Source organism: Hyphomicrobium methylovorum (assembly GCF_013626205.1).
GTDB lineage: Bacteria > Pseudomonadota > Alphaproteobacteria > Rhizobiales > Hyphomicrobiaceae > Hyphomicrobium_B > Hyphomicrobium_B methylovorum.
Window position 1 is genome coordinate 2,545,658 of record NZ_QHJE01000001.1, and the last position, 24,179, is coordinate 2,569,836.

Genomic DNA, 24,179 nt, shown 5'->3' on the forward strand with positions numbered 1-24,179 from the left:
CGAGATTAGAGCGTGCGTCCGCCGCGCGATCCCATGACCAGCGACGGGTCACCCTGATCAACTTCCATGATGAAGCGGATGGGGCGTGCTGTGGTGTCGGCAGAGTCGCGCGCGGTCACGAGCACGAAGTGCGTCGGCCCGGCGGCGTTGCTAATCTTGGTCGTCTTGGGTTCGAAGTCTGAGACGGTCGAGACTTCGAGAGTACGGTGCCGGCCGGCCAACGTCATCGACAGCTGATCGCCAACCGAGATGGTTTTGGATACGGGACCGCCGCCGCTGCCGTCACGGCGCATGGCCGTCAGCCAAAAATCTTCGGAGCCGGAAATCGGCGCAGCGGAGGCGATTCGCTGGTTGACCGTGGATTCAGACTTCGTCAGCGCCGTCGCGAAGCTCGATCGCAGGACATTTTCGCTGCTGGCCAACAAGGATGCACCCGCCAGGGCGATCATTGCCGCGCCTGAGCAGAGCCCCAGCCAGATTGGGCGAATGTTCTGCCTCGTCATGCTTCGGACCTCCACCAATCTTCTGCAATTAATAAAGTAGGGTAGGGACGAACCGTTTCCGTATCATTGGTACAAATCAGAATGCGGCAATTCAATAGCGATGCCGCAAAGGATTACAGTTATGCCTATTCCGCAGCAGGGGACTGCCGGTTCCGACTGGTGTAAACGCGGCGTAAGTGCCTGAAAAAGAAGAGATCCAAGGCCACAAGGAAAGATAGGGAGAGCCCCAGCAGGGCCCAAGCGGCGGTTTTCCCTGTGCGCCGGAATACCGCATCTGCCTTTTGGTCGGATGCAGTCGAGATTTGGAAGACGGATGCGGGCTTGGAGCTTGTTACCGCGTTCGCTCCAAGGGACGTTGGAAGGTGATCAATTCCGTTCACGGCCGCCGAGATCGGATGTGCGTGAACCTTCTCGCTCGTCGTCGTTATGACGGTGAGGGCAAGGAACACCGAGGCCGCCACCGCCGCATCGAACATCGGACGAATGAGCCGGGACCGGCGGCGGGGCTTTCTCCGCGCAACAGGCGCGGGTTGTTGCCGTAAATGACGCTTGTACGTGTTTCCATCATCCATGCCTGGACATCTCCACCGTCACTCCGCTCGGATCGTACCTGAGCTAAGCGGGAGGTTGGCTGCCGGGTTGGGCGCTCGTGGGTTCGGAATGTGGCGCTGGACGTGCTATTTTCTGAACCTAAGCCATTCGTGGCCTACAGTTGCGTTGCGGCATCACTGGTTCGAGCGTCGACTGATAAGCCTCCTCAAGCCCGGAAAAGTCGCGGTTCTGGGCAATTGGTCGACTTGCAGTGTGACGTGCTTGCTATTACGGTCCGCGCCGCCTATTTCGCTAATGCGAAATAGAAATGTCTCAGCTTCTTCAGCCATCCGAGCGCCTCATGGGCTTCATCGCCGAAAGTTTGAATCGTATCCAGCCGTCGGCCACGATCGCAGTTTCAACAAAAGCGCGCCAGCTTGCGGCGCAGGGTCGAGACATCATTTCCCTGTCAGCAGGCGAGCCCGATTTCGATACGCCGGACAATATTAAAGAGGCTGCGAAGCGCGCGCTCGATGCCGGTAAGACGAAATACACCGACGTCGACGGTATTCCTGAACTGAAGGCTGCAATTGTTGCGAAGTTCAAGCGCGACAACGGTCTTGATTATAAGCTCGAGCAGGTTTCCGTCGGAACAGGCGGCAAGCAGGTTCTCTACAACGCGCTGCTCGCAACGCTCAATCCGGGTGATGAGGTCGTCATCCCTTCTCCGTGCTGGGTTTCCTACGCTGACATCGTTCTGCTCGGTGGCGGTACGCCGGTATTTGCCGAGACGAAGCTGGAAGATGGCTACAGGCTGAAGCCCGAGGCGCTTGAGAAGGCGATTACGCCGAAGACCAAGTGGTTTCTGTTCAATTCGCCGTCGAACCCCACGGGCACAGCGTATTCAGCGGACGATCTCAAGCTGCTGACGGACGTTTTGCTTCGTCACGAGCATGTGTGGGTGCTGACGGACGATATGTACGAGCACCTGCTTTACGACGGACTGTCGTTCGCGACGCCTGCGCAAGTCGAACCGCGGCTTTATCCGCGCACGCTGACGATGAACGGTTTGTCGAAAGCCTATTGCATGACGGGCTGGCGTCTCGGTTATGCAGCAGGGCCCGTACCGCTCATCAACGCGATGCGTAAGCTTCAGTCGCAGTCGACCTCCAACCCGTCGTCGATCACTCAGTGGGCGGGTGTTGAAGCGCTGAACGGTCCGCAGGATTTCATTGCGAAGCACAATGCGATTTTTGTCGAGCGGCGCGATCTCGTAGTTGGCATGTTGAACCAGGCGCGCGGAATTCACTGCCCGACGCCGCAAGGTGCGTTTTACGTCTACCCGAGCATTAAAGAGACGATTGGGAAGACGACCAAGGACGGCAAGACGATCGCCAGTGACGAAGATTTTGTGACGGCGCTGCTGGAAGAAGAGGGCGTTGCGGTTGTTCACGGGGCGGCGTTTGCCGGTTCGCCGTCGTTCCGCATTTCCTACGCAACGTCGACCGAAGCTCTGAAGGACGCGTGCATGCGAATTCAGCGGTTCTGCGGAAACCTTCGATAGGCCAACAAAAAAGCGCGCCAGATGGCGCGCTTGCGTTCGCGTATGCCCAAAGATCCGATCAGGATCAGGCGGCTGTTGCGCTCCGTCCCGCGACGCGGTCTGTGAGCCAATCCCACGCATGGGCGACATAACCAGAGAGCGGCTTGCCGTCTATTGCCGGGACCACGGGGCGCCAAATCGCGATTTCCGTAGTCGGCTGCGATTTGAACTCTAGAATTTCCGGCTCCGCACCGAAGTTCGTCGGTAGCTCTTCCTCGGCCGCCATCACGTAACCGGCAGCTTCGGCAGCGGACATCAGTGTTTTAATACTCATACCCAGCCTCGCATTCCTGAGCCGAATACCGTTCGGCCCCATTTCCGAATTGTACGCTCACGCCTCTTAATACGCGCCAAACACGGAAGAGTTCATGATGAGCTAAGTTGAAAGTTATTCAAGTGATTTTTATTTCGTCAGATTTCATTTGACGATTTTGTTATGTCCGCACGCGGACTTAGCGTGCTGCATCGCCGCGCAAACCGGACTTATGCTATCGCACCGCAGTACGACAGTTTCACGAAACCGTGCAGCAATTCCCGTTGTGCGGGTTCGGCTTTAGGGACAGCATGGTTGTTGCCGTGCCTTTCCGAGGTGCGGGGTGCGGCCCAGTGCTGGCGCGCGCCTCGCAATGTCGGAGGCAATCATGACGAGTTCAGATGGCCCAACGGGCAGAAACGGCGCTCAAGGCAGGAGGAATGGGGTCCGCGGCGCGCGCTGCATCGCGCTGATCGGGCCCTTCGCAAGCGGCAAGACAACACTTCTGGAAGCTATTCTTGCTCGCACCGGACGTATATCGAGGCCCGGCTCGATCGCAGCGAATTCCACGGTCGGCGACAACACTCCGGAAGCACGCAATCATGCGATGAGTGTCGGTCTCAACGTGGCGAGCATTTCGTTTCTCGACGACGAATTTACTTTCATCGATTGCCCAGGCTCGGTCGAGTTCGCACATGAAGGCGCCCTTGCGCTGCCAGCGTGCGACATGGCCGTGGTGGTGTGCGAGGCTGATGCGAAACGCGTTCCGGCCGTGCAACTCATCCTGAAGCAGTTGAACGAGGCGAAGGTCCCCCATCTTCTGTTTTTGAACAAGGTCGACATTTCGCAAGCCGCGATTGCCGACATCATTCCGAACCTGCAGCCGGCGAGCGAAAAGCCGCTCGTGTTGCGCCAAATTCCGATTTCCGAGAACGGCGTCGCTACAGGATTTGTCGATCTCGCTTCGGAGCGGGCTTACGTTTATCGCGAACGTGCGCAGAGCGAGATCATCGAGCTGCCGAAGGGTATCGCAAGCGACGAGAAGGTCGCTCGTTTCCAGATGCTCGAAAAGCTTGCTGACTACGATGACGAGCTCATGGAGCAGTTGCTCAGCGATGTCACTCCGGCCAACGATCGCGTCTTCGACGATCTCACGAAGGAGTTGAAGGACGGATTGATCTGCCCGGTTCTGATCGGCTCGGCGGAGAGAGGCAACGGCATTCTCCGATTGCTCAAAGCGCTCCGGCACGAATGTCCGTTCGTGGATGAAACTGCGGCGCGTCTCGGATTGAGCGACGTTCCTTCAGCCGCCTATGTGTTCAAGAGCGTGCACACCAAGGCCGGTGGCAAGCTCTCGTTCGTTCGCGTGCTGACGGGGGAAATTCCGGACGGCGCGATCGTTACGGGTCGCGATGGGCAAGAGGTGCGCGCTGCAGGTATCTTCTCGATCCAGGGTGAGGAGACGAGTAAGCGCAGCGGTGCGAAAGCCGGTGACACGATTGCGCTTGGCCGGCTCGATGCGATCCATTCGGGTGAAACGATCACTGTTGGGAAAACGCCCATTCGGCAGATTTCCACGCCGGATGCACCGCAACCCGTTCTGGCAATCGGGCTCGGTCTCAAGGATCGCAAGGACGAGGTCAAGTTGTCAGCCGCGGCTGCCAAGCTCGTCGATGAGGATCCCTCTCTCGTTCTCGAACACAACGCCGACATGCATCAGATCTTGCTGCACGGTCAGGGCGAGATGCATTTGCGCGTGTCGCTCGAACGGCTACAGCGCAAGTACGGCATCGAAGTTGTGCGCGAGCGACGGCGTGTCGGTTACAAGGAAACGATCAAGTCGGGAACGGAAGTGCGCGGGCGGCACAAGAAGCAGTCTGGCGGACACGGGCAATTCGGCGATGTGAAACTCGACATTCAGCCGTTGCCGCGGAGTACGGGCGTGATGTTTGGTGAGAAGATCACCGGCGGCGCTATTCCCCGGAACTTCATACCGTCTGTTGAGATCGGCGTGCGGGATTATCTCAGCGAGGGACCGCTCGGTTTTCCGGTGGTGGATGTCTCTGTGACGCTGATGGACGGGTCGTTCCATTCGGTCGATTCATCCGACATGGCGTTTCGGCAGGCGGGGCGGCTCGCGATGACAGAAGGAATGCCGAAGTGCAATCCGGTGTTGCTCGAGCCGATCATGTCCGTTTCGATTGTGGTTCCGTCGGAAAGCAATGCGCGCATCAACGGCATTATTTCACAACGGCGCGGCCAGATTTTGGGCTTCGATGCGCGGCCGGAGTGGCCCGGCTGGGACGTGATTCAAGCGCATATTCCGGAAGCAGAGATGGACAACCTCATCATCGATCTCAGATCGGCGACGGCTGGTGTCGGCTCATTTACATCTGGCTTCGATCATCTGGCCGAGGTTTCGGGCAGGCTTAAGGATCAGGTGTTGGCGGCGAGTAAGGCTGTCGCCGCGTAACGTGAAACGGAAAAGGGCAAAGCATGTTGCTTTGCCCTTTTTTCATTTAGCCCGCATCTCCACCGCCATCGGCAAAGCTCGGCTCAGCGCCTTTCGGCGCGCCTTTGCGCGGATTGACCGTAACTTTCCGGCCGGTCGACTTCGGACCCTTGTAGTAGTCCGACATGGCTTCGATGAATAACGTCGAGAGGCCGTCTCCGCCTTTGTCGAGATAGGCCTTCATCTCATTGCGCATGCGCGGTTCCCAAGAATTGTGGATGTGCTTTGCGATGCCATCCAGCGCTTCAGCTTTGGGATAAACCGAGAAGTACTGGCTAATTTGGTTCGCCATGCGAACAAGGTCGGAACTTTTCATTATCTCACCGGTGTCGTTTTGACTGTTGCTTGGGTTAGGCGTTGAAGATCACTGCGCGGCCTTTTGCGAGCGCCGCGAGGAAGAGATTCGATTTTTTCGCGAGGTCGAGCGCGAGCGCGGTTGGTGCGGAGACGGTGACGAGCCCGCCGATTCCTGCCGTGACCGTCTTTTGCACCAGTTCGAAGCTGCAGCGGCTTGTCATCAAAACGAAGCCGTTCGTCAGATCCGTTTCATCGCGCAGCAGTGCGCCGATCAGCTTGTCGAGTGCGTTGTGGCGGCCGACGTCTTCGCGCACGAGTAAAATCTCACCCTCGCGCGAGACCCACGCGGCGCCGTGAACGGAGCGATTGAGCTGGTTCATCGGCTGATGCTGATAAAGGCTGCTCGCAGCGCGTTCGATGGCATCGGGCGACGGTGCCCATGTCCGCGTCAGCACCGGAAGCGGACGCAACGCAGACGAGATGTCTTCGATACCGCACAGGCCACAGCCGGTGCGCCCTTCGACGGTGCGCCGTGCAAGGCGCGTTGTCTCGAGTTCCGTTTCAGGAATCGCAACGTCGACGGCCACGCCATTATCGACCGGCATCACGAGAACGCCGACAATACTGCGTGGCGACTTGAGAATGCCTTCGCCGATGAGGAAGCCGACAGCGAAGTCGCGCAGGTCTGCGGGCGTCGCCATCATCACTGTGTAGGGTTCGGAATTGATCTGCAGCGCGACCGGAGTTTCCTCCGGCAGTTGCCAAGTGACGCGCTCAGCTTCACCAGCGAGCGACGTCACGCCCGACGCGGGGCGAGAGCAAAGGCTCTCACCGCCGCCGTCATGGGTTACTGCTTTCGGCATGACGCTCATTAGGTGTCACGTCCTCCGTTGAGCGCCGGCAGCGCATTACTCCGCCGGCTCCAACTTCTTTTCCTTGGCAATACGCTTGTTCTCGAGCTCGCGCTCTTCCCATTCCGCCTGCCAATCCGACTGGTGGTTCGAGACCAACACCTGCACCGCCGTCACCTTGTATTCCGGGCAGTTTGTTGCCCAGTCGGAATTGTCGGTGGTGATGACGTTTGCGCCAGTCATCGGATGGTGGAACGTCGTGTAGACGACGCCCTGGGGCATGCGATCGGAGATCTTTGCCTTCAAGGTCGTTGCGCCAACGCGACTTTGCAGCGAGACGATATCGTTCGTCCGGATGCCGCGGACTTCCGCGTCATGAGGATGGATCTCGAGAACGTCTTCCGGATGCCACGCGCTGTTTTCCGTGCGGCGGGTCTGAGCGCCGACGTTGTACTGCGAGAGGATGCGTCCGGTCGTCAGGATCAGCGGGAAGTTGCTGTTGGTGCGTTCATCCGTCGGCACGAATGCCGTCAACATGAAGCGGCCCTTGCCACGCGTGAACTCGTCCATGTGCATGATCGGCGTGCCTGTCGGATGCAGGGTATCGCACGGCCACTGGATCGAACCGAGTTCGTCGAGGCGTTCGAAGGAGACACCTTCAAACGTCGGCGTAACGCGTGCGATCTCGTCCATGATCTCGGAAGCCGACGAGTATTGCATCGGGTAGCCCATCGCGGTTGCGATGCGGCTGATGACTTCCCATTCGGGCATGCCCTGCTTTTCCTGCATCACCTTGCGGACGCGGTTGATGCGGCGCTCGGCGTTGGTGAAGGTGCCGTCCTTTTCGAGGAACGACGTGCCTGGCAGGAAGACGTGTGCGAAGGCGGCTGTCTCGTTCAGGAAGAGATCCTGGACGACGAGAATATCAAGCGCCTTGAGTGCATGCTCGACGTGATGCGTGTTCGGGTCGGACTGAGCGATGTCTTCGCCCTGGATGAACATGCCCCGGAAGGAGCCGTCACCCGCAGCGTCGAACATGTTCGGCAGACGAAGGCCCGGCTCCGGATCGAGGTTGGTTTTCCATTCCTTCTCGAACACGTCGCGCACTTCGGCGTTCGCAACGTGGCGATAACCGGGGAACTCGTGCGGGAACGAGCCCATATCGCACGAGCCCTGCACGTTGTTCTGACCGCGCAGCGGGTTCACGCCGACGCCTTCACGGCCGATGTTGCCGGTGGCCATCGCGATGTTGGCCATGGACATGACCATCGTGGAACCTTGGCTATGCTCGGTCACGCCGAGGCCGTAGTAAATCGCGCCGTTGCCGCCGGTTGCGAACAGGCGAGCAGCTTTCCGCACGTCTTCAGCCGGAACACCGGTGATGGATTCAACAACTTCGGGCGAATGCTCCGGCTGCTTGATGAATTCTTCCCAGCGTTCGAAATCAGCGGCCTCGCAACGACGCTTGACGAAATTACGATCGATCAAGTTTTCGGTAGCGATGACATGGCCGATGGCGTTCATCACCGCGACGTTCGTCGATGGCTTCAGCGGCAGATGGTAGACCGCTTCAACGTGTGGCGAGCGCACGAGTTCGATGCGGCGCGGATCGACGACGATCAGCTTCGCGCCCTCACGAATGCGCTTCTTCATCCGCGAACCGAAGACGGGATGCGCGTCAGTCGGGTTGGCACCGACGAGCAGGATGACATCGGACTTGTCGACGCTCTTGAAGTCCTGAGTGCCGGCCGATTCACCGAACGTCTGCTTCAGACCGTAGCCGGTCGGCGAATGGCAGACGCGGGCGCAGGTGTCGATGTTGTTCGTTTTGAAGGCCGCGCGGACCATGCGCTGTACGACATAGACTTCCTCGTTCGTGGTGCGCGAGGAGGTGATGCCGCCGATGGAGTCCTTGCCGTATTTCTCTTGCGTCTCTTTCAGGCGCTTCGCGGCATAGTTGATGGCTTCGTCCCAAGAGACGACCTGCCACGGATCCGTGATCTTTTCGCGGATCATCGGTGTAAGAACGCGATCCTTGTGCGTTGCGTATCCGAATGCGAAGCGGCCCTTCACGCATGAATGGCCTTCGTTGGCGCCGCCATCTTTGTAGGGCACCATGCGCGTGACGTCTTCGCCGCGCATCTCGGCTTTGAACGAGCAGCCTACGCCGCAGTAGGCGCAGGTGGTCACGACGGAATGCTCGGGCTGGCCGATTTCGATGACCGATTTCTCGATCAGAGTCGCGGTCGGGCATGCCTGCACGCAGGCGCCGCAAGACACGCACTCGGATGCGAGGAACTCTTCATCCATTCCAGCTGCAACGTGAGAAGCAAAGCCGCGGCCGTCGATCGTCAATGCGAACGTGCCTTGCACTTCTTCGCAAGCGCGGACGCAACGCGAGCAAACGATGCACTTCGATGGTTCGAACTGGAAGTAGGGGTTCGAAAGATCCTTCGGCTGATAGAGGTCATTGACCTTGCCATCGGCGCGAGCGGCGAAGACGTGGTTCTCGCCATCATAGCCGTAGCGGACTTCGCGCAGGCCAACTGCGCCCGCCATGTCCTGAAGTTCGCAGTCGCCGTTGGCGCCGCAGGTCAGGCAGTCCAGCGGATGGTCGGAGATGTAGAGCTCCATCACGCCGCGACGAAGCTTGGCGAGGCGCTGGTTCTGGGTCGTGACCTTGATGCCAGGCGCGACCGGTGTCGTGCATGACGCCGGCGTGCCGCGGCGGCCTTCGATCTCGCAAAGGCAAAGACGGCACGAGCCGAACGGCTCAAGGCTATCCGTTGCGCAGAGCTTCGGAATTTGAATTCCGAGCTGCATTGCTGCGCTCATGATCGATGTGCCTTCCGGCACGGTGATTTCCATGCCGTCGATCTCAAGCGTGACTTGCTTGGTCGTTTCGTGGAGTTCCGGATTCGGCGTACCGAAATCGGTCTCTTTGATGAGAGTCATCGGCTTAACGTGTTGGTTCATTTTCCGTCCTCGTTGAGGTCGTGAAGTCCTGGATCGTTATTCAGCTGCGTCTGCAAGAAACTTGTTTGGCGCCGGTTTGCGGAAATCTTCAGGGAAGCCGCGAACCGCGCTCATCACAGGGAATGGTGTCAACCCTCCCATCGCGCACAACGACCCATCGGCCATCGTCACGCAGAGATCTTCCAAGAGCACCATGTTCTTCTCGCGATCGACGTCGGCGATGATCCGGTCGATCACCTCCACACCGCGCGTCGAGCCGATGCGGCACGGCGTGCACTTGCCGCAACTTTCGATCGTGCAGAATTCCATCGCGAAGCGCGCTTGCTTTGCCATGTCGACGGTGTCGTCAAACACGACGAGGCCGCCGTGTCCGACCATCGCGTCGACCTTGGCGAATTCCTCGTAGTCCATCGGAACGTCGAATTTGGATTCCGGGATGTAGGCTCCGAGCGGGCCGCCGACCTGCACCGCGCGAACGGGCCGACCAGTCGCTGTGCCACCACCGTAATCTTCGACGAGCTGGCGCGTGGTGATACCGAACGCCTTTTCGACAAGGCCGCCTTGTTTGATGTTGCCCGCGATCTGGAATGCGAGCGTACCGCGCGATCGGCCGACGCCGTAGTCGCGATAGAACTCGCCACCTTTCGCGAGAATGATCGGTACGGCGGCGAAGCTCATCACGTTGTTGATGATCGTCGGCTTGCCGAACAGTCCTTCGATCGCAGGGATCGGCGGCTTGAAGCGAACGATGCCGCGCTTGCCCTCGATGCTTTCGAGCATCGACGTTTCTTCGCCGCAGATGTAGGCGCCAGCGCCCATGCGAACGAAGAGGTCAAACGAGTACTGCGAGCCCTGAATGTTGTCGCCGAGCCAGTTCGCCTTGCGAGCGATGTCGATCGCTTCGCGCAGCACATGCACGGAGTGGGGGTATTCAGAGCGGACGTAGATGTAGCCCTTGGTGGCGCCGCCAGCGATGGCCGCAATCGTCATGCCTTCGATCAGGCAATATGGATCGCCTTCCATCAGCATGCGGTCGGCAAAGGTGCCGCTGTCGCCTTCGTCGGCGTTGCAGGCGACGTACTTCTCGTCGCCCTTGAGATCGTGGACGGTTTTCCACTTGATGCCGGTGGGGAAGCCCGCACCGCCACGGCCGCGCAATCCGGACGTCGTAACTTCGGTCACGATGTCGATAGGCTTCATTTCAAGAGCTTTGACGAGACCGTCGAAGCCGCCATGTTTGCGGTAATCTTCAATCGACAGCGGATCGGTGATGCCGCAGCGTGCGAACGTCAACCGTTCCTGGTTTTTGAAATAGGGGATCTCTTCGGTCAGGCCGTGACCGAGTGCGTGCGATTTTCCTTTGAGGAAGCCGCCGTCGAACAGGCCTGCAACGTCGCGCGTCGATACCGGACCGTAGGCAACGCGCCCGGCTTCCGTTTCAACTTCGACGAGCGGTTCGAGATAGAGCATGCCGCGCGAGCCGTTGCGCACGATGCGAACGTCTTCGTTGCGGTTCTTGGCTTCGCGCTCAATCGCTGCTGCAACCTCATCGGCGCCAACGGAAAGAGCAGCAGCATCGCGTGGGACAAATACGGTGATCATTCTGCTGCTTCCTTCTCGAGTCCGGCGATGATCTCGTCGAAGCGCTGGGAGTCGACTTTACCATACAATTTCTCACCAACCATCACTGCCGGAGAGAGTGCACAGTTGCCGAGGCAGAATACCTGCTCGATCGTTACCGAGCCGTCAGCGGTCGTGCCGCCGAGGGGGACATTCAACGAGTGTTCCGCGTGCCGACAAAGCTCATCAGTGCCCATGGCCTGACAGGCTTCGGCGCGGCAGATCTTGACGACGTTCCGGCCAACCGGATGGCGGTGGAATTCATGATAGAACGTCAACACGCCGTAGATCTCAGCGCGAGACCTGTTCAGGGCCTGCGCAATAGGCGGTAGTGCCGCATCCGGCACGTAGCCCAGCTCATGTTGGAGTTCGTGAAAAATCTCCAGCAACTCATCCGGTTTGTTGCCGTGGCGGGCGCACACGGCGACCGCTGCGATTTCGACGGGGGTCAGCGCTGCGGGTTCTTCCCGGCGCGGTCCTTTTTGTTTCTTCCCGACCTTTGCCATGCTCAGCATTTCCTCAAGTAACGCCGCGGCATTCGCGCAGTGTTTATAACTTAGATGCGCAGTTCACCGCCTGAATTCTAGTGGGTTACTTTTTACTATCGATAAAATAGGTTTTGCTTATGTTCTCATCGACGCGGTCGATGGTGCGACGCAAAAAGCCCTACTGTCATCGAGTATACTAGAGCGGAAAGTGAAGGAATTCGAGCCCTCACGTGTTGGTTTTCGACCAAAGCTCTAGAGCGGCCGTGCGAAATGCGCGGACAAGGGGCGACACAGGGTCACGGTCGGCCGTGAGAAGTCCAACGCTGTGGGCAACTTCTGGCTTCACCAAAGGAATCGCGCAAAGCGTCGAATCGGTTCCGAGCAGCGATACGGTATCGCGCGGCATGATGGAGGCGATGCCCATCAGTTGAACGCTGGTGTAGAGGTTAATGATCGAGTTGCTCTCGAGCGCCGGAACGGGGCGCGCGCCGGCTGACTTGAACGCCTGATCGATAATCCGGCGATTCTGCATGTTCGATGTTGGCAGCCCAATGGGCAGCTCCGCGGCTTCCTGCCAAGTTATCGAGTCGCGCGTGGAAAGTGCGTGGCCGGCGGGCAGGAACAGGCAATACCGCTCCGTGTAGAGAGGCAGCGAGAGAAGGCCGTTAATCGGCTCGTTGTCGAGATAGCTGACGCCGACGTCGAGCGTATATTCGTCGAGGCCGCGAAGAATTTCCTCGGACGAGAGCGACAGGATCGAAAAGTCGATGTGAGGGTGCAACTTGCGCACTTCCCGCGTGAGACGCGGAAGCATCGACAGCGCCGAAGGGATCGCGCCGAGTGAGAGGCGGCCGATCAGCCCGAAGTCAGTCGTTGCGAGATGGGCCAGCTCCTGGTGCATGGACGACCAGTTGTTGAGGATCAACTGCGCCCATTTGAGAATGCGTTCGCCTTCCTGAGTCAGGCCCTGGTAGCGCTGCCCGCGTTCGACGATCGGCACGCCGAGTTCGAGTTCGAGCTGGCGGATGCGTCCCGACAGCGTCGGCTGGGTGACGCTGCATGCGGTTGCTGCGCGCGTGAAATGCTTCTCACGCGCCAGCGCTACGAGATACTGAAGCTGCCGGATATCCATGGGGGCTCTCGCTCCGTCGAGAGAAGCGAGATCATTGTTGTTTTGCTCAGCAAATGCAACAGGTCCGCGTCTGGCTGGAGGATTTCAGCACTCCATGCCAGCGGCGTCGAAGACGTGGCCTGACAGCGAACGGCCCTTGCGGGATGCGAGATGCAGCGCGAGGGCGGCAACGTCGGTTTCGTTGGTCAGCACAGCGCCGGTATTGGCGTCGCCCGCATCAATCACCCTCGGACCTACGGCGTTGACGCGAATGCCTTTGTCTGCCCAGTCGCGCGCTTCGGCTGCGGTCATCGCGGCGAGCGCCGTGCGCAGGTAGCCAGCAACCGCCGCATCGCGCTTGTGGCGCGGGGTGGGCATCTTCAACACGTTGAGGATAAGGCCATCGGTCATCACGAGGCTCATCCGGTTCGCGAGAACGCGCGTGAGTTGGGCAAGCGAATCCAGCTTTGCGGAGACGAGTGCGTCCAGGTCGTGATCGAGTTCGATGGCGTCCAGTTCGGCTTCGGATACCGTGGCCATGTTGATTGCCACGTCGAGGCCGCCGAAGACTTGCGCTGACGTTTGCGCAAAGCGTGCCGCCGCGTTGGCTCCGGAAAGATCGAGCGTGTGCAGGCGAATGTCACCGGCGCTTTGGGTGAGAAACGCGACAAGCTCGATGAGATCTTGAGACGGCTCAGTCGTCTGGACGACGAGCTTTGCGTTCAGCTCCGCGAAGGAGCGCGCAACGTCTACCCCGGCCGTAGCGGTGAGGCCGGTTACTAGAACTCGTGTATCGGCAAACTCGCCGGACAAGCTATCCTCAGGACGCGCACTGATACGATCCATATACATGACGCTTTTCCCCCTCAATCCACAAACGCAAGACCGGCGAACGCGAGAGGCGCCGTCGGTTCGCACCATAGCATGCCGATTCGCCTAACGAGACCTAAACAGCCAGCCGATTCGGGTACGCTGGCGACGGGTCAAGGGCGCTTTTGCGGCTGTGCACCGGCAGAAAATGAACGTGTGTGTGACTGAGGAGCCCCGTCGAAGTATAGAAGTGGGCTTTAGCGCGCCTGCAACTCGGGAAACATGGTGATAGGCGTGCCGGCAACATTGCGACTCGCTCGATGAGACTGCGAAGCTCTCAACAGTCGAATCGATTGGCGGCCTTTACACTATGAGAAGACAAGACAGTCCGAAGCCATCCGCAGCGATCGAAGCGCCAGCAGAATCGCGCGTTGATCCGGTGATTGAACCCAAGAAAGCGGCTCCGCGCGATGGGTTTGTGCTTTGCTGCATACTCGTCGTCTCCGTCGCGCTGGCGACGATGCTGTATTCTCAGTTCGGATTCACGTTTCCTGCCGCGTCGATAGCGGGCGCCTGCGCGTGGGCTATTTTCATGCTCATTCACAAGCAGGTGCAGAAGTCGGCGCAGATTGCGCATCTCAAAGCTGAGTTGGCGCGGACGCGTCTGCAGGGGATGAAAGCGCGCGGTGCTCCGGGGCGCGGGCCGATGCCGGTTGCGCCGGGAGTACCGAATCTCGATGGGCCTCCGTCAGTAGCTCCGCAAGGGATGGCGCAGCAGCGCCACGGTCCATCTTCGCCGTTGGCTCCCGGCGGCGCGAAGACCGCCCAGCGTGCTGAAGGTGCGCGCCCTAGCGGTGAGCGCGGGGCGGGCGTCCTGTTGCGCGGGTCGTTGCCGACACCAGAAACGCACTCTGGCGACCGTCATATTGGGCCGGAGGCACCTCCACAGCTTTCCGGGATTGATTTGTCCGGTGCGCACATTCCGGTTCTCGGCGCCTTGCCGTCGATGGATGAGCCGGCGTTGGAGCCTGCTCGAGGCGACGCTGTGCCTCCCAAGGGCGAGATGGTGCGCGAACAGTGGTCTTTCCGGCCGCGCTCGGAGGCCGGTGCGTCGCTGCAATCGGGAATGCAGTCCAAGGATTCCGAACTCTCCCTCAATGGCAAGGGCCACGCGTCGGGATCGACTGTCGAAGCCGACCTTGAGCTTGTGCAGCGGAAAATCCGCGAAATGGCGGATGAAGTGAATGCCGCCGACGTGACGCGTGCGCCGGTCAAGCCGATGCGCACGGATGGCCGGGGCAACCCGACGACCGACGCGATCGAGCATTCGATTGATGCGCTCAAGGCCGCGGCGTCCAACATGCGCCAGCGGAACGTGCCGCCGGATTTCATTCCGACGCTGACGTTGCCGTCCAGCGAGAAGGCGCATGCGGCAAAGGCCGCGGAGCCCGCGCAACGGACTGAACCTTCGCTCGGCGAGTTCGTCATTCCGGCGACGGCGGAACGTATCGCTGGCTCCGATCCGATCGGTCCGTCGGATTTTTCGACGGCGCATTTCGATCTGCCGCAGCCGGAGCTTCCGGGCCTCGATTTTTCTCGCCTGGCGGCAAACGAGTCCGAGATGCAGATTGCGCGGATCGCTAGCGCGATCGAAGCCGACGCGATGGATGTCTTTCTGTCACCGATCGTGAGCCTCTCCGAGCATTCGGTCGTGCATTACGACATGAGCGTCTCGCTGCAGACCGGTGAGGGCAAGGCTGTCAGTCCGCATGATGCCGCGTTTTCCAGCGCCGACCCGGAATTGCAGACGCGGTTCGATGCGGCTCGTTTGCGCCGCGCGGCAGAGCTGTCGTTGCGAATGGAAGCGCGTGAAAAGGGCGGCATGCTGTTCGCGCACGTGCTTGGCTCGTCGTTCGGCAACCGTGCGTTCCTCACGACGATCGCCGAAATCTACGAGTCACGGCCCAATATCGCGTCTCAGCTTGTTCTAACGCTGTCGCAGCGCTCGATCGATGCCACGACGCCCGCGACGATGCAGGCCATTCGCGACATGAATGCCTTCGGGTTCCGTTTCGCGCTTGATGACATTGAGCACATGGAAACCGATTTCGGCGCGCTTGCTGCTGACGGCTTCCAGTTCATCCGCATCGATCCGTTGGCTCTGATAAAGGGTATCGCGACGCCGGAACGTTTCGTGCCTGGAGAGGAAGTGTACCAGCGCACAACGCTCGCCGGGCTTTCGGTGATTGCCGCGAATATCGCGGATGCGAAAACGCAGAAGCTGCTGCTCGACGCGGGTGTTGGTCTCGGACAGGGTCCGCTATTCGGCGAGGCTCGAAAGATGCCGATGGATGGCACAAGCGCTCCACGGCGTTCGGCGGCTGCGTGATTTTTCAAGGGGCGAGCAGAATTGTTCGCCCCTTTTTATTTCCTCACGATGACCGGCGGCTGGCTGAGGCGCTCGCTTCGAGAAACGGCTTCGCGGGTGGCAAGTGCTGCGCTGAGCGGCTATAGCGACTGCCATCATCCTCAGCCGCATGTGATTGCAGACTTCCCATGACTTCCATTCCTGTTTTGTCGTCGATTGAGCCGCTCGCCGCGGAGACGGATCTTTGGTTCGTCGATATCTGGGGCGTGATGCATAACGGCGTTCGCCCCTACACCGCTGCTGTTGCCGCGTGCGAAGCGTTTCGCGCGAAGGGTGGCACCGTTCTTCTCGTCAGCAATGCGCCGCGTCCGCACGATAGCGTTATCCGGCAGCTGGACAGCATCGGCGTCTCCGGCGACGCGTATGACGCTGTTTTGAGTTCCGGTGATGTTTCGCGGAGTTTGATCGAAGGTTGGGCCGGAAGGCCGATGCTTCACATCGGGCCTGAACGTGACCTGCCGATTTTCGTCGGGCTCGGTTCGCAGCCTGGAGCGGATGTCGAAGAAGCCGAAGTCGTCGTCTGTACCGGGCTCTTTGACGACGAGACGGAAACGCCTGCCGACTACGGTGATCGTCTTGGGCGGCTGCATGCGCGTGGTGTGCCGATGATCTGCGCCAATCCCGATCAACGCGTGGAGCGTGGCGGGCGTCTGATCTATTGCGCTGGGGCGATTGCATCGGCCTATGAGGCGCTGGGCGGACGCGTGCAGTATGCCGGTAAGCCTTACAGGCCGATTTACGATCTGGCTCTCGCAGCGGGAGCCAAGATGCGTGGAGGGGACGTACCTAAGGAGCGTGTGTTTGCTATCGGCGATGGTGTTGCAACGGACATTCTCGGCGCTTCGCAGTTCGGCATTCGATCCGTCTTCGTCGCCAGCGGCGTGCATGTGCGCATCGGTGAAAGCCTGAGCGAGGCATCCTCACGTCTCTTTGCCTCGACGGGCGTTTCGCAACCCGTTGGCGTGATGGGCGAACTTGCGTGGTGAGACGACGCTCATTCCAGTGATGGCTAGCGATGAGCGTCGTGGCGACGTCGATCAAGCTCAGACGGTCAGAACGATCTTACCGATGTGCTCGCTCGTCTCCATCCGTTGATGCGCCTTGGCTGCTTCGGCCAGCGGGAAGGTGCTATCGATCGGAACTTCGATCTCGCGCGCTGCGACGCGCGGAATGACTTTCTCTTCAATTGCGCGCGCAATGCCGCCTTTGAATTCGTCGCTCCGGATGCGGAGCGTTGAACCCGTCAGCGTCAATCGTTTCAACATCACGCGCATGAAGTCGACGTTCGCTTTCGAGCCCTGCTGGAATGCAATGTTGACGAGGCGGCCATCGTCGGCCAGGGCGCGGATATTCTTTTCGATGTAGTCGCCGCCGACCATGTCGAGAATGACGTTGACGCCTCGGCCTTTCGTTTCGGCTTTGACGACTTCGGAGAAATCCTCGGTCCGGTAGTTGATCGCAACGTCAGCGCCGAAGCTCTTCGCGGCCGCGCACTTGTCATCCGATCCGACCGTCGTGAAAACGCGCGCTCCGAAGGCTTTTGCAAGCTGGATGGCGGTGACGCCAATGCCGCCTGTGCCGCCGTGCACGAGGAAGGACTCGCCGGGTGTGAGGCCGCCGCGTTCGAAGACGTTGTGCCAGACGGTGAAAAACGTTTCGGGGATCGCGCCTGCTTCAACGAAGCTGATCGTATCTGGTTTTTTGATGCAGCAGACTTCGGGCGCGAGTGCATATTCGGCGTATCCGCCACCTGCGACGAGTGCGAGGACGGCATCTCCCACGGAGAGGCGCGTCACGCCTTCGCCGATCGCTGCCACGACGCCGGACACTTCGAGACCCGGCAATTCCGAATGACCTTTGGGCGCCGGATAGTTTCCCTGTCGCTGCAGGACGTCCGGGCGATTGACGCCGGCCGCCGCGACTTTGATCAGCACATGTCCGGGCGTGATCGCGGGCAGAGGCAACTCACGTGGCTGCAAGACTTCGGGGCCGCCTTTGCCGTCGATAACGACCGCGTTCATCGTGGTTGGGAGGGTCATGTCGATCTCGCAGATGATAAAGAGGCGAAAGACCACGGCCGGAGCGTATGAGCAAGGCGGCGCAAGGGCGCCATGCCTCGCGCAATCTCGACCCAAGGTCTTCCATTGGCTAGCATCGTGCGAATTTGAAAACCCGGATTGGGAGGATGAAATGGACCTTGATGATCTGATGCCTCAGCGCAAATCCAGCGGCGTAACGATTGGCGAAAGTCTGGAGACGCTCTCGGTCGCGGAGCTTGAAGGGCGCATCAAGGATCTCGAAGCTGAGATCGAACATGTGAAGAGCGAGCTTACGCGCAAGCGCGCTCATGAGGCAGCTGCGCGGTCACTCTTCAAATCCTGAAAACGTGCCGTGTGCGCGCTATCGATGAAAGCGGTGGTCATTATCGCCGCAGCTCGCAAAAAAAATGTCACGATAGAGCAATGAATCGCAACGTGACCGTGAAGACTCTTAACGCGGGCGTCCGTCGGCAGCCGCGGGGCTTAACCCGAACTTAAGCATATCGATGCAAATTTGAGCTTCGATCCGATCACTTTTGGATTGAAGCGGCACCCCGCCGCTTATTTGACGCCTCCTTATTGACTTCGAGCCGCTCCATCAGGGCGGCTCTTTTTTTGCACCGTCCACAGCACATTTTTATTCGCCCCGTTTTGGGCGTTCTTGTTAACTATGGTGCACTAATGTGTGATCGTGTAATCAGTCCCGGACGGGTAGCGTTTTGTAGTGTTGGGGGTCATGAGTAACCTATATCGCGTCGATGGCGCGCGTTCGGATGGCGCCACAACCGTCTCCTTCGGAGAGCGGTTTCAATTTTCCGGACAATTCGATCATATTTTTAAAGAAGGTATGGCTCTCGTCGAACGGACGGCGAGCTATCTCGACGGGCCTGGCCGTAAGGAAGCAAAGTCGCTTACGGGCAGCGTCGGTGTTCTCTACGCAACGGAGAGCATGCGTCTGACGACGCGTCTTCTCGATCTTGCATCGTGGCTGCTCATTCGTAGAGCGCGCCGTGAAGGTGAAATCACTGAGGAAGAAGCGCAGAAGAAGCGCCGGCGCGTTAAGCTCCAGGCCTTCGGTCGCCCTTCGCACGTGAAGGGCTTCAGCGGCCTTCCTGATGGTCTCAGAGGACTGATCGAAGAAAGCTTCGCGCTGCATGATCGCATCTCGCAGCTCGATCGTGCGATGTCGAGAGATCAGGAGAACGATCCGTTGGCGGCGCCGATCACGAACCCTGTTGCTCAGCAGGTCGGTTTGCTTGAGCGCGCGTTTGCGACGAAGTTGAGCTGAGACTTTTCAAGCCCTTCGGGGCGAACCGATACGACAAAGGCCCGGTCGATGACCGGGCCTTTTGCATTTCGGAGATTTCGTTCTGCTCTGCAGCATTCGCTGCGATCAGAACATGCCCTCGAACTTCTTCTTGAAGCGAGACAGGCGGCCACCGCGGTCCATCAGCTTCTGATCGCCGCCGGTCCAGGCCGGGTGCGTGTTCGGGTCAATATCGAGGGTGAGCGTGTCGCCCTCTTTGCCGTACGTCGAATAGGTCGTGAACTCAGAACCGTCGGTCATCACCACCTTGATCTGATGATAATCGGGATGTAGGTCGGCATCTTTCTTCATGGCTCGCGTCCGCTAATAACAAAATCCGGGTGGCGAAGCTTCGATAGCTCCGGCGGCCTCGGATCGGAAAGGCTGGATTGGCGCGTGTGTAACCGGAAAGGGTATCGGGCACAAGGCCGGAAAGTCGCACCTCTTTGGGGTGGGCGCTCATTCGCCAGCGGCCCATTGTCTCTTGAGCCGGGTCTCTGCGTCGGGCATGGTCCAGCCCGACTTTAGGGTTGAAACGTGTTGTTTGCCCGGACGTTGGAATGAAGAGCCGATGAGCAGCACATTTGCAGACCCCGCCCCCCCTGACGGCTCGGCCGTGCCTGCGGGTAAGGCGCCGCGCCCCTCTCTTCGGCCGCTGCTGGCTCTGAAGCCTCTGATTCTAGCGCATAAAGGGCCGCTCTGGGGTGCCATTATTTCGCTCGTCGTGGCGGCGCTGGCCATGCTGTCGGTTCCGATGGCCGTGCGCCGGATGATCGACCAGGGCTTCGGCGCGCACGATACGTCGCTCATCAATGCCTACTTCCTGACGCTGATTTGCATCGGCCTCGTGATCGCCATCGCCAGCCCGGCGCGCTTCTATTTCGTCAATTGGATTGGCGAACGGACAGTCGCGGATCTCCGCGCGAAGGTTTTTGCGAACCTGGCCACACTTGGCCCCGGCTACTTCGACAGCAATCACTCCGGCGAACTGATGAGCCGGTTGACCGCCGATACAACGCAAATCAAAGCCGTCGCCGGTTCGGCGCTGAGCCAATCGGCGCGCAACCTCATCATGCTCGTCGGCGCGCTCATCATGATGTTCGTGTCGAGCCCGCAGCTTTCGGCGATGTTGTTTGTCGCTATTCCGGTGATCGTGCTGCCGCTGGTCGGCTTTGGCCGCGTCGTCCGCCGCCTCTCGCGGGCCGCGCAGGATACGCTGGGCGATGCTTCTGCCTATGCTGCTGAAAACCTTGCCGCGCATCGCACGATGCAGGCTTATGGCAACGAGGCGACGGTTTCGCAGCGCTTTGCCGTGGCGGTCGAGCGTGCGTTCGACGCAGCGCGTGGCCGCATGCGCGCGCGGGCGGCGCTTACCGGCATCGCAATTTTTCTGACGGTGGCGAGCGTTACCGCTGTGCTTTGGTATGGCGCGTCGGCTGTTATCGCAGGCGAGATGACGGGCGGACGGCTTGGTCAGTTCGTTCTTTATGCGCTCTTCGCGGCGGGTGCGCTGGCAGAGCTTTCTGAGGTTTGGGGTGAGATCACTCAGGCGGCGGGCGCGGCCGAGCGGCTGACGGAGATGATGTCGACCGTTCCTGAAATCCGTTCGCCGGAACACCCCGTTCCGTTGCCGGAACCGGCACAAGGAACGTTGGAATTCAACGACGTCTCGTTCTCTTATCCGGTGAGACCCGGTGAGCTGGCGCTCGATGATGTTTCTTTCCGTGTCGGCACGGGAGAGACGGTTGCGCTGGTGGGCGCGTCCGGTTCGGGCAAGAGCACGATCCTCAATTTGCTTCTGCGCTTCTACGATCCCACCAGCGGCATCGTGAAAGTCGACGGCGTGAATGTTGCGGAAGCCGATCTCGCGGCAGTTCGGCATCGTATCGCGGTCGTACCGCAGGACGTGGCGCTTTTCGCCGACACGATTGCCGAGAATATTCGCTACGGAACGCCGGACGCTTCTATGGCGGAGATCGAGCGGGCGGCCGTCGCCGCGCAGGCGGACGGATTTATCCGTGCGCTGCCGGGTGGCTACAATTCCAAGCTTGGTGAGCGGGGCGCTACGCTTTCCGGCGGCCAGCGTCAGCGTATTGCCATCGCACGCGCCATTCTGAAGAACGCGCCGATCCTGCTGCTCGACGAAGCGACAAGCGCGCTCGATGCGGAAAGTGAAACCGCGGTTCAGCGTGCGCTCGACGGCTTGGTCGAAGGGCGGACGACGCTCGTGATCGCGCATCGCCTTGCGACCGTGCAGAAGGCGGATCGGATTCTTGTCATGGACAAAGGGCGGATTGCGGAAGCGGGCACTCACAGCGAACTCGTGCGCCGTGGCGGGATCTATGCGCGGCTCGCCGAACTTCAGTTCGGCCGCGAGGCTGCGGAATAAGCTTCGTCATCCTCGGCCGAGCGTGGCAACGCCACGCCGATCGCTGGGGCTCCAACCCAAGACTTCATCGCGCAGACGCGTTTATTGTGCCTTCGGCGCGCTTTGCGCTGGTTCCCCGATCCGTCTCGCGTTGCTCGCCGTATCGAGGATGACGATCCGAGGGGGAAAGAGCGGAGGCTCTTTATCGTTGGCCCCTTCCGACTCTCCTGCGGGGAGGCGCCATTTTCTTGTTTGCGTTTTCTGACGGTCTGGAGTGCCAGCGTAGTCGCGCTAGCGGCTCGTCAGCTTCAGCTCGATGCGGCGGTTCTTCTGCATCGCTTCTTCAGACGTTCCGCCATCGACGGGCTGGAACTCGCCATAGCCCGCAGCGACGAGGCGGTCGGCGGGTACACCGCGCACGATGAGGTATTTGACGACGGCTGCAGCGCGGGCTGTCGATAGTTCCCAGTTCGACGGGAACTGTGCCTTGGAAATTGGCCTGCTGTCGGTGTGGCCGTTGATCTGCAAAGCCCAATCGATGTCATTTGGAATGCTGCGTTGAAGCTCAACGATAGCTTCGGCGATCTTGTCCATCGCGGACATGCCTTCCGGCGTCAGCGTTGCCGAACCCGACGGGAAAAGGACTTCGGATTCGAAGACGAAGCGGTCACCAACGACGCGGATGTCTTTTCGATCTTTCAGCAGTTCGCTCAAGCGGCCGAAGAAGTCGGAGCGGTAGCGTTTCAGTTCCTGAACCTGTATCGCGAGGGCCGCGTTAAGGCGCGCGCCGAGATCCTTGATCGTCTTGTCGCTCTCGTCGCCTTTCTTGTCGGCCGCGTCCAGGGCGTCATTCAGGGCGGCGATCTGACGGCGCAAAGCGATGAGCTGCTGGTTCAGCAAATCGACTTTCGACAGGGCTTCGGATGAAATGTTTTTCTGAGATTCGAGATCCGCGCTCAGGCCTGCGATTTTACCTTCGGCTGCTTCCGCGCGCTCGTCGGCACCGAGCCCGGCGCCGGTCAGTTTCTGATTGTCGGCTTTCAGTGCGGAGAGAGAGGCTTGCAGCGCCGCAAGTTCATCCGCCGCGGATTGCGATTTGCCTTTTTCGAGTGACAGCATCGACGTCAACTCGCTGATCTGGCGCGTTAGCCGCTTCAGAGCGGAATCCTTGCCAGTCGCTTCCTCGGCCGAGAAATACTGTGCGATCATGAAGATCGACATCAGCAACGTCACGACGAGAAGCAGCGTCGAGAGCACGTCCACATAGGCCGGCCAGAACTCGCCGTACTCGCCACTGCGCCGCGATCGTCCGCGCGCCATCTCGTCAGCCTCCGCGCTTCATGGCGTCGGCGAGGCTGCGCAACATGCTCGCGACCTCCGCCTGCTGTTGCGCCTGTTCGTCAACCCATTCGCGAACGACCTTCTGTTCGGAGCGCATCTGCGTCACGAGCTGGTTCACGCCGCGAGCGAGATCGCGCACTTCGTCAGGATTTTGGTTCGGGGCGCCCGTGGCGATGCGCGGTGGCGTGACCGGTTCTTCTGTCAGCCGGTTGGTGAATTCTTCGAGCGCGCGCTGCATGTCTACGACGGCGCCGAGAAGCTGTCGGTTGATGTAATCGCTCGATGCGGTTCCGGTGCCGCCAGGCGTCAGCTCTGTGATACCCGACAGCCATTCTTCCAGTTCGTTATAGAAGCGGTTGTGGGCGTGGCTTGCTTGCAGTTCGAGGAAACCCAAGATCAGCGAACCCGCGAGGCCGAGCAGCGAAGACGAGAACGCAGTGCCCATGCCCTTCAGTGGTGCCGACAGTCCGGCTTTCAGGTCGCTGAACAGCTGAACGTTATCGGCGGCTTTGGTGTCGAGCGTATCGATGGCTTTGCCGACGGACTGAATGGTTTCAAGCAAGCCCCAGAATGTGCCGAGAAGGCCGAGGAACACCAACAGGCCTACGAGATAACGGCCCGTGTCGCGCGCTTCATCGAGGCGCGAGCCGATCGAGTCCATGAAGGAGCGCATTGCGGCGGTGGAGATCGAGATGGTGCCCGTGCGATCGCGCAGCATCGTTGCCATCGGCGCGAGCAATACGGGCTTGGCGCTGATGCTGAGCCCAGGGTCGGAAATGCGGAACGCATTCACCCAGCGAATTTCCGGGTAAAGGCGCATGACCTGACGGAAGGCGTAGATGATGCCGAGAAAGAGCGTGCCGATGATTAGCCCGTTCAAGCCGGGATTGTTCAGGAAGGAATGCTGGAGCTGATCGAACAGGATGGCGGTCAGGAAGCCGACGAGCGTTAGAAATATCGTCATGCGCAGCAGGAAAACACCGGGAGGCGTCAGCCGCCGAGATACCGGGTTCAACGCCGCGGGATCGCCCGGACGATTCTTCGCCATTTACAGTCTCCGGAACAGCCCCACGATCATCAGAACGATCTTAGCGTAAGGCTCTTCCATGGAAAACGGGCAACATGATGCCGAAAAGCAATCG

20 protein-coding genes are annotated in these 24,179 nt (G+C 59.8%); 7 read left to right on the forward strand and 13 right to left on the reverse strand.

Annotation, left to right across the window (positions count from 1 at the left end):
- Window positions 1-5 precede the first annotated feature (5 nt).
- Entirely contained in the window at window positions 6-503 is a 498-nt protein-coding gene (locus DLM45_RS12295) for a hypothetical protein (protein ID WP_181337387.1), read from the reverse strand.
- An 892-nt stretch (window positions 504-1,395) separates the two neighbouring features.
- Between DLM45_RS12295 and DLM45_RS12300 the strand changes: the two genes are divergently transcribed.
- Complete coding sequence (locus tag DLM45_RS12300; protein WP_181338311.1) at window positions 1,396-2,598, forward strand: pyridoxal phosphate-dependent aminotransferase; 1,203 nt, start codon at window positions 1,396-1,398, stop codon at window positions 2,596-2,598.
- A gap of 64 nt (window positions 2,599-2,662) precedes the next feature.
- Here DLM45_RS12300 and DLM45_RS12305 read toward each other — a convergent pair whose 3' ends face one another.
- Window positions 2,663-2,911: a hypothetical protein gene (locus DLM45_RS12305; protein WP_181337390.1), complete on the reverse strand. Its 249-nt coding sequence runs from the start codon at window positions 2,909-2,911 to the stop codon at window positions 2,663-2,665.
- Window positions 2,912-3,278: 367 nt separating this feature from the next.
- On the opposite strand from DLM45_RS12305, the gene DLM45_RS12310 reads away from it, so the two are divergent.
- Window positions 3,279-5,363 carry an elongation factor G gene (locus DLM45_RS12310; protein WP_181337391.1) on the forward strand — a complete coding sequence of 695 codons (2,085 nt, stop codon included), beginning with the start codon at window positions 3,279-3,281 and terminating at the stop codon, window positions 5,361-5,363.
- 46 nt (window positions 5,364-5,409) lie between these two features.
- Here DLM45_RS12310 and DLM45_RS12315 read toward each other — a convergent pair whose 3' ends face one another.
- The 7 genes from DLM45_RS12315 to DLM45_RS12345 form a co-directional block, all read right to left on the reverse strand.
- Window positions 5,410-5,694: a formate dehydrogenase subunit delta gene (locus DLM45_RS12315; RefSeq protein WP_246317359.1), complete on the reverse strand. Its 285-nt coding sequence runs from the start codon at window positions 5,692-5,694 to the stop codon at window positions 5,410-5,412.
- 58 nt (window positions 5,695-5,752) lie between these two features.
- On the reverse strand, window positions 5,753-6,571 hold the full coding sequence (gene fdhD / locus DLM45_RS12320) for a formate dehydrogenase accessory sulfurtransferase FdhD (protein WP_181337393.1): 819 nt from the start codon (window positions 6,569-6,571) through the stop codon (window positions 5,753-5,755).
- A gap of 36 nt (window positions 6,572-6,607) precedes the next feature.
- Entirely contained in the window at window positions 6,608-9,505 is a 2,898-nt protein-coding gene (gene fdhF, locus DLM45_RS12325; RefSeq protein ID WP_181338312.1) for a formate dehydrogenase subunit alpha, read from the reverse strand.
- A gap of 57 nt (window positions 9,506-9,562) precedes the next feature.
- On the reverse strand, window positions 9,563-11,128 hold the full coding sequence (locus DLM45_RS12330; protein WP_181337394.1) for a formate dehydrogenase beta subunit: 1,566 nt from the start codon (window positions 11,126-11,128) through the stop codon (window positions 9,563-9,565).
- On the reverse strand, window positions 11,125-11,652 hold the full coding sequence (locus DLM45_RS12335) for an NAD(P)H-dependent oxidoreductase subunit E (RefSeq protein WP_181337395.1): 528 nt from the start codon (window positions 11,650-11,652) through the stop codon (window positions 11,125-11,127). The genes DLM45_RS12330 and DLM45_RS12335 overlap by 4 nt, the downstream gene beginning before the upstream one ends.
- 208 nt (window positions 11,653-11,860) lie before the next feature.
- Window positions 11,861-12,766 carry a LysR family transcriptional regulator gene (locus DLM45_RS12340; RefSeq protein ID WP_181337396.1) on the reverse strand — a complete coding sequence of 302 codons (906 nt, stop codon included), beginning with the start codon at window positions 12,764-12,766 and terminating at the stop codon, window positions 11,861-11,863.
- An 84-nt stretch (window positions 12,767-12,850) separates the two neighbouring features.
- Complete coding sequence (locus DLM45_RS12345) at window positions 12,851-13,597, reverse strand: SDR family oxidoreductase (RefSeq protein ID WP_181337397.1); 747 nt, start codon at window positions 13,595-13,597, stop codon at window positions 12,851-12,853.
- Window positions 13,598-13,925: 328 nt separating this feature from the next.
- Here DLM45_RS12345 and DLM45_RS12350 point away from each other — a divergent pair, with 328 nt between their 5' ends.
- Both DLM45_RS12350 and DLM45_RS12355 read left to right on the forward strand, forming a co-directional pair.
- Window positions 13,926-15,944, forward strand: coding sequence for an EAL domain-containing protein (locus DLM45_RS12350; protein ID WP_210269839.1), 2,019 nt, complete (start codon window positions 13,926-13,928; stop codon window positions 15,942-15,944).
- A 167-nt stretch (window positions 15,945-16,111) separates the two neighbouring features.
- On the forward strand, window positions 16,112-16,969 hold the full coding sequence (locus tag DLM45_RS12355) for a TIGR01459 family HAD-type hydrolase (protein ID WP_181337398.1): 858 nt from the start codon (window positions 16,112-16,114) through the stop codon (window positions 16,967-16,969).
- A 57-nt stretch (window positions 16,970-17,026) separates the two neighbouring features.
- Here DLM45_RS12355 and DLM45_RS12360 read toward each other — a convergent pair whose 3' ends face one another.
- Window positions 17,027-18,022 carry an NAD(P)H-quinone oxidoreductase gene (locus DLM45_RS12360; RefSeq protein WP_246317361.1) on the reverse strand — a complete coding sequence of 332 codons (996 nt, stop codon included), beginning with the start codon at window positions 18,020-18,022 and terminating at the stop codon, window positions 17,027-17,029.
- Window positions 18,023-18,173: 151 nt separating this feature from the next.
- Here DLM45_RS12360 and DLM45_RS12365 point away from each other — a divergent pair, with 151 nt between their 5' ends.
- Window positions 18,174-18,365, forward strand: a complete 192-nt coding sequence (locus DLM45_RS12365; protein WP_181337399.1) for a DUF1192 domain-containing protein — start codon at window positions 18,174-18,176, stop codon at window positions 18,363-18,365.
- A 393-nt stretch (window positions 18,366-18,758) separates the two neighbouring features.
- Entirely contained in the window at window positions 18,759-19,310 is a 552-nt protein-coding gene (rcdA, locus tag DLM45_RS12370; protein ID WP_181337400.1) for a protease adaptor protein RcdA, read from the forward strand.
- A gap of 105 nt (window positions 19,311-19,415) precedes the next feature.
- Here the strand turns inward: rcdA and rpmE are convergent, their stop codons facing one another.
- Window positions 19,416-19,640, reverse strand: coding sequence for a 50S ribosomal protein L31 (gene rpmE, locus DLM45_RS12375; RefSeq protein ID WP_013216411.1), 225 nt, complete (start codon window positions 19,638-19,640; stop codon window positions 19,416-19,418).
- Window positions 19,641-19,899: 259 nt separating this feature from the next.
- Here rpmE and DLM45_RS12380 point away from each other — a divergent pair, with 259 nt between their 5' ends.
- Window positions 19,900-21,717 carry an ABC transporter transmembrane domain-containing protein gene (locus tag DLM45_RS12380; protein ID WP_181337401.1) on the forward strand — a complete coding sequence of 606 codons (1,818 nt, stop codon included), beginning with the start codon at window positions 19,900-19,902 and terminating at the stop codon, window positions 21,715-21,717.
- Between the two features lie 270 nt (window positions 21,718-21,987).
- Here DLM45_RS12380 and DLM45_RS12385 read toward each other — a convergent pair whose 3' ends face one another.
- Together DLM45_RS12385 and DLM45_RS12390 are read right to left on the reverse strand one after the other, a co-directional pair.
- Window positions 21,988-23,016 (reverse strand): peptidoglycan -binding protein, encoded by a 1,029-nt coding sequence (locus DLM45_RS12385; RefSeq protein WP_181337402.1) that lies wholly within the window; start codon window positions 23,014-23,016, stop codon window positions 21,988-21,990.
- A 4-nt stretch (window positions 23,017-23,020) separates the two neighbouring features.
- Window positions 23,021-24,085: a flagellar motor protein MotA gene (locus DLM45_RS12390; protein ID WP_181337403.1), complete on the reverse strand. Its 1,065-nt coding sequence runs from the start codon at window positions 24,083-24,085 to the stop codon at window positions 23,021-23,023.
- Window positions 24,086-24,179 lie beyond the last annotated feature (94 nt).

Bases quoted from the DNA above. Each gene is read 5' to 3' on its own strand.
- DLM45_RS12295 (WP_181337387.1), bottom strand. From the start codon at position 503: ATGACGAGGCAGAACATTCGCCCAATCTGGCTGGGGCTCTGCTCAGGC.
- DLM45_RS12300 (WP_181338311.1), top strand. From the start codon at position 1,396: ATGGGCTTCATCGCCGAAAGTTTGAATCGTATCCAGCCGTCGGCCACG.
- DLM45_RS12305 (WP_181337390.1), bottom strand. From the start codon at position 2,911: ATGAGTATTAAAACACTGATGTCCGCTGCCGAAGCTGCCGGTTACGTG.
- DLM45_RS12310 (WP_181337391.1), top strand. From the start codon at position 3,279: ATGACGAGTTCAGATGGCCCAACGGGCAGAAACGGCGCTCAAGGCAGG.
- DLM45_RS12315 (WP_246317359.1), bottom strand. From the start codon at position 5,694: ATGGCGAACCAAATTAGCCAGTACTTCTCGGTTTATCCCAAAGCTGAA.
- fdhD (WP_181337393.1), bottom strand. From the start codon at position 6,571: ATGAGCGTCATGCCGAAAGCAGTAACCCATGACGGCGGCGGTGAGAGC.
- fdhF (WP_181338312.1), bottom strand. From the start codon at position 9,505: ATGACTCTCATCAAAGAGACCGATTTCGGTACGCCGAATCCGGAACTC.
- DLM45_RS12330 (WP_181337394.1), bottom strand. From the start codon at position 11,128: ATGATCACCGTATTTGTCCCACGCGATGCTGCTGCTCTTTCCGTTGGC.
- DLM45_RS12335 (WP_181337395.1), bottom strand. From the start codon at position 11,652: ATGGCAAAGGTCGGGAAGAAACAAAAAGGACCGCGCCGGGAAGAACCC.
- DLM45_RS12340 (WP_181337396.1), bottom strand. From the start codon at position 12,766: ATGGATATCCGGCAGCTTCAGTATCTCGTAGCGCTGGCGCGTGAGAAG.
- DLM45_RS12345 (WP_181337397.1), bottom strand. From the start codon at position 13,597: ATGTATATGGATCGTATCAGTGCGCGTCCTGAGGATAGCTTGTCCGGC.
- DLM45_RS12350 (WP_210269839.1), top strand. From the start codon at position 13,926: ATGAGAAGACAAGACAGTCCGAAGCCATCCGCAGCGATCGAAGCGCCA.
- DLM45_RS12355 (WP_181337398.1), top strand. From the start codon at position 16,112: ATGACTTCCATTCCTGTTTTGTCGTCGATTGAGCCGCTCGCCGCGGAG.
- DLM45_RS12360 (WP_246317361.1), bottom strand. From the start codon at position 18,022: ATGACCCTCCCAACCACGATGAACGCGGTCGTTATCGACGGCAAAGGC.
- DLM45_RS12365 (WP_181337399.1), top strand. From the start codon at position 18,174: ATGGACCTTGATGATCTGATGCCTCAGCGCAAATCCAGCGGCGTAACG.
- rcdA (WP_181337400.1), top strand. From the start codon at position 18,759: ATGAGTAACCTATATCGCGTCGATGGCGCGCGTTCGGATGGCGCCACA.
- rpmE (WP_013216411.1), bottom strand. From the start codon at position 19,640: ATGAAGAAAGATGCCGACCTACATCCCGATTATCATCAGATCAAGGTG.
- DLM45_RS12380 (WP_181337401.1), top strand. From the start codon at position 19,900: ATGAGCAGCACATTTGCAGACCCCGCCCCCCCTGACGGCTCGGCCGTG.
- DLM45_RS12385 (WP_181337402.1), bottom strand. From the start codon at position 23,016: ATGGCGCGCGGACGATCGCGGCGCAGTGGCGAGTACGGCGAGTTCTGG.
- DLM45_RS12390 (WP_181337403.1), bottom strand. From the start codon at position 24,085: ATGGCGAAGAATCGTCCGGGCGATCCCGCGGCGTTGAACCCGGTATCT.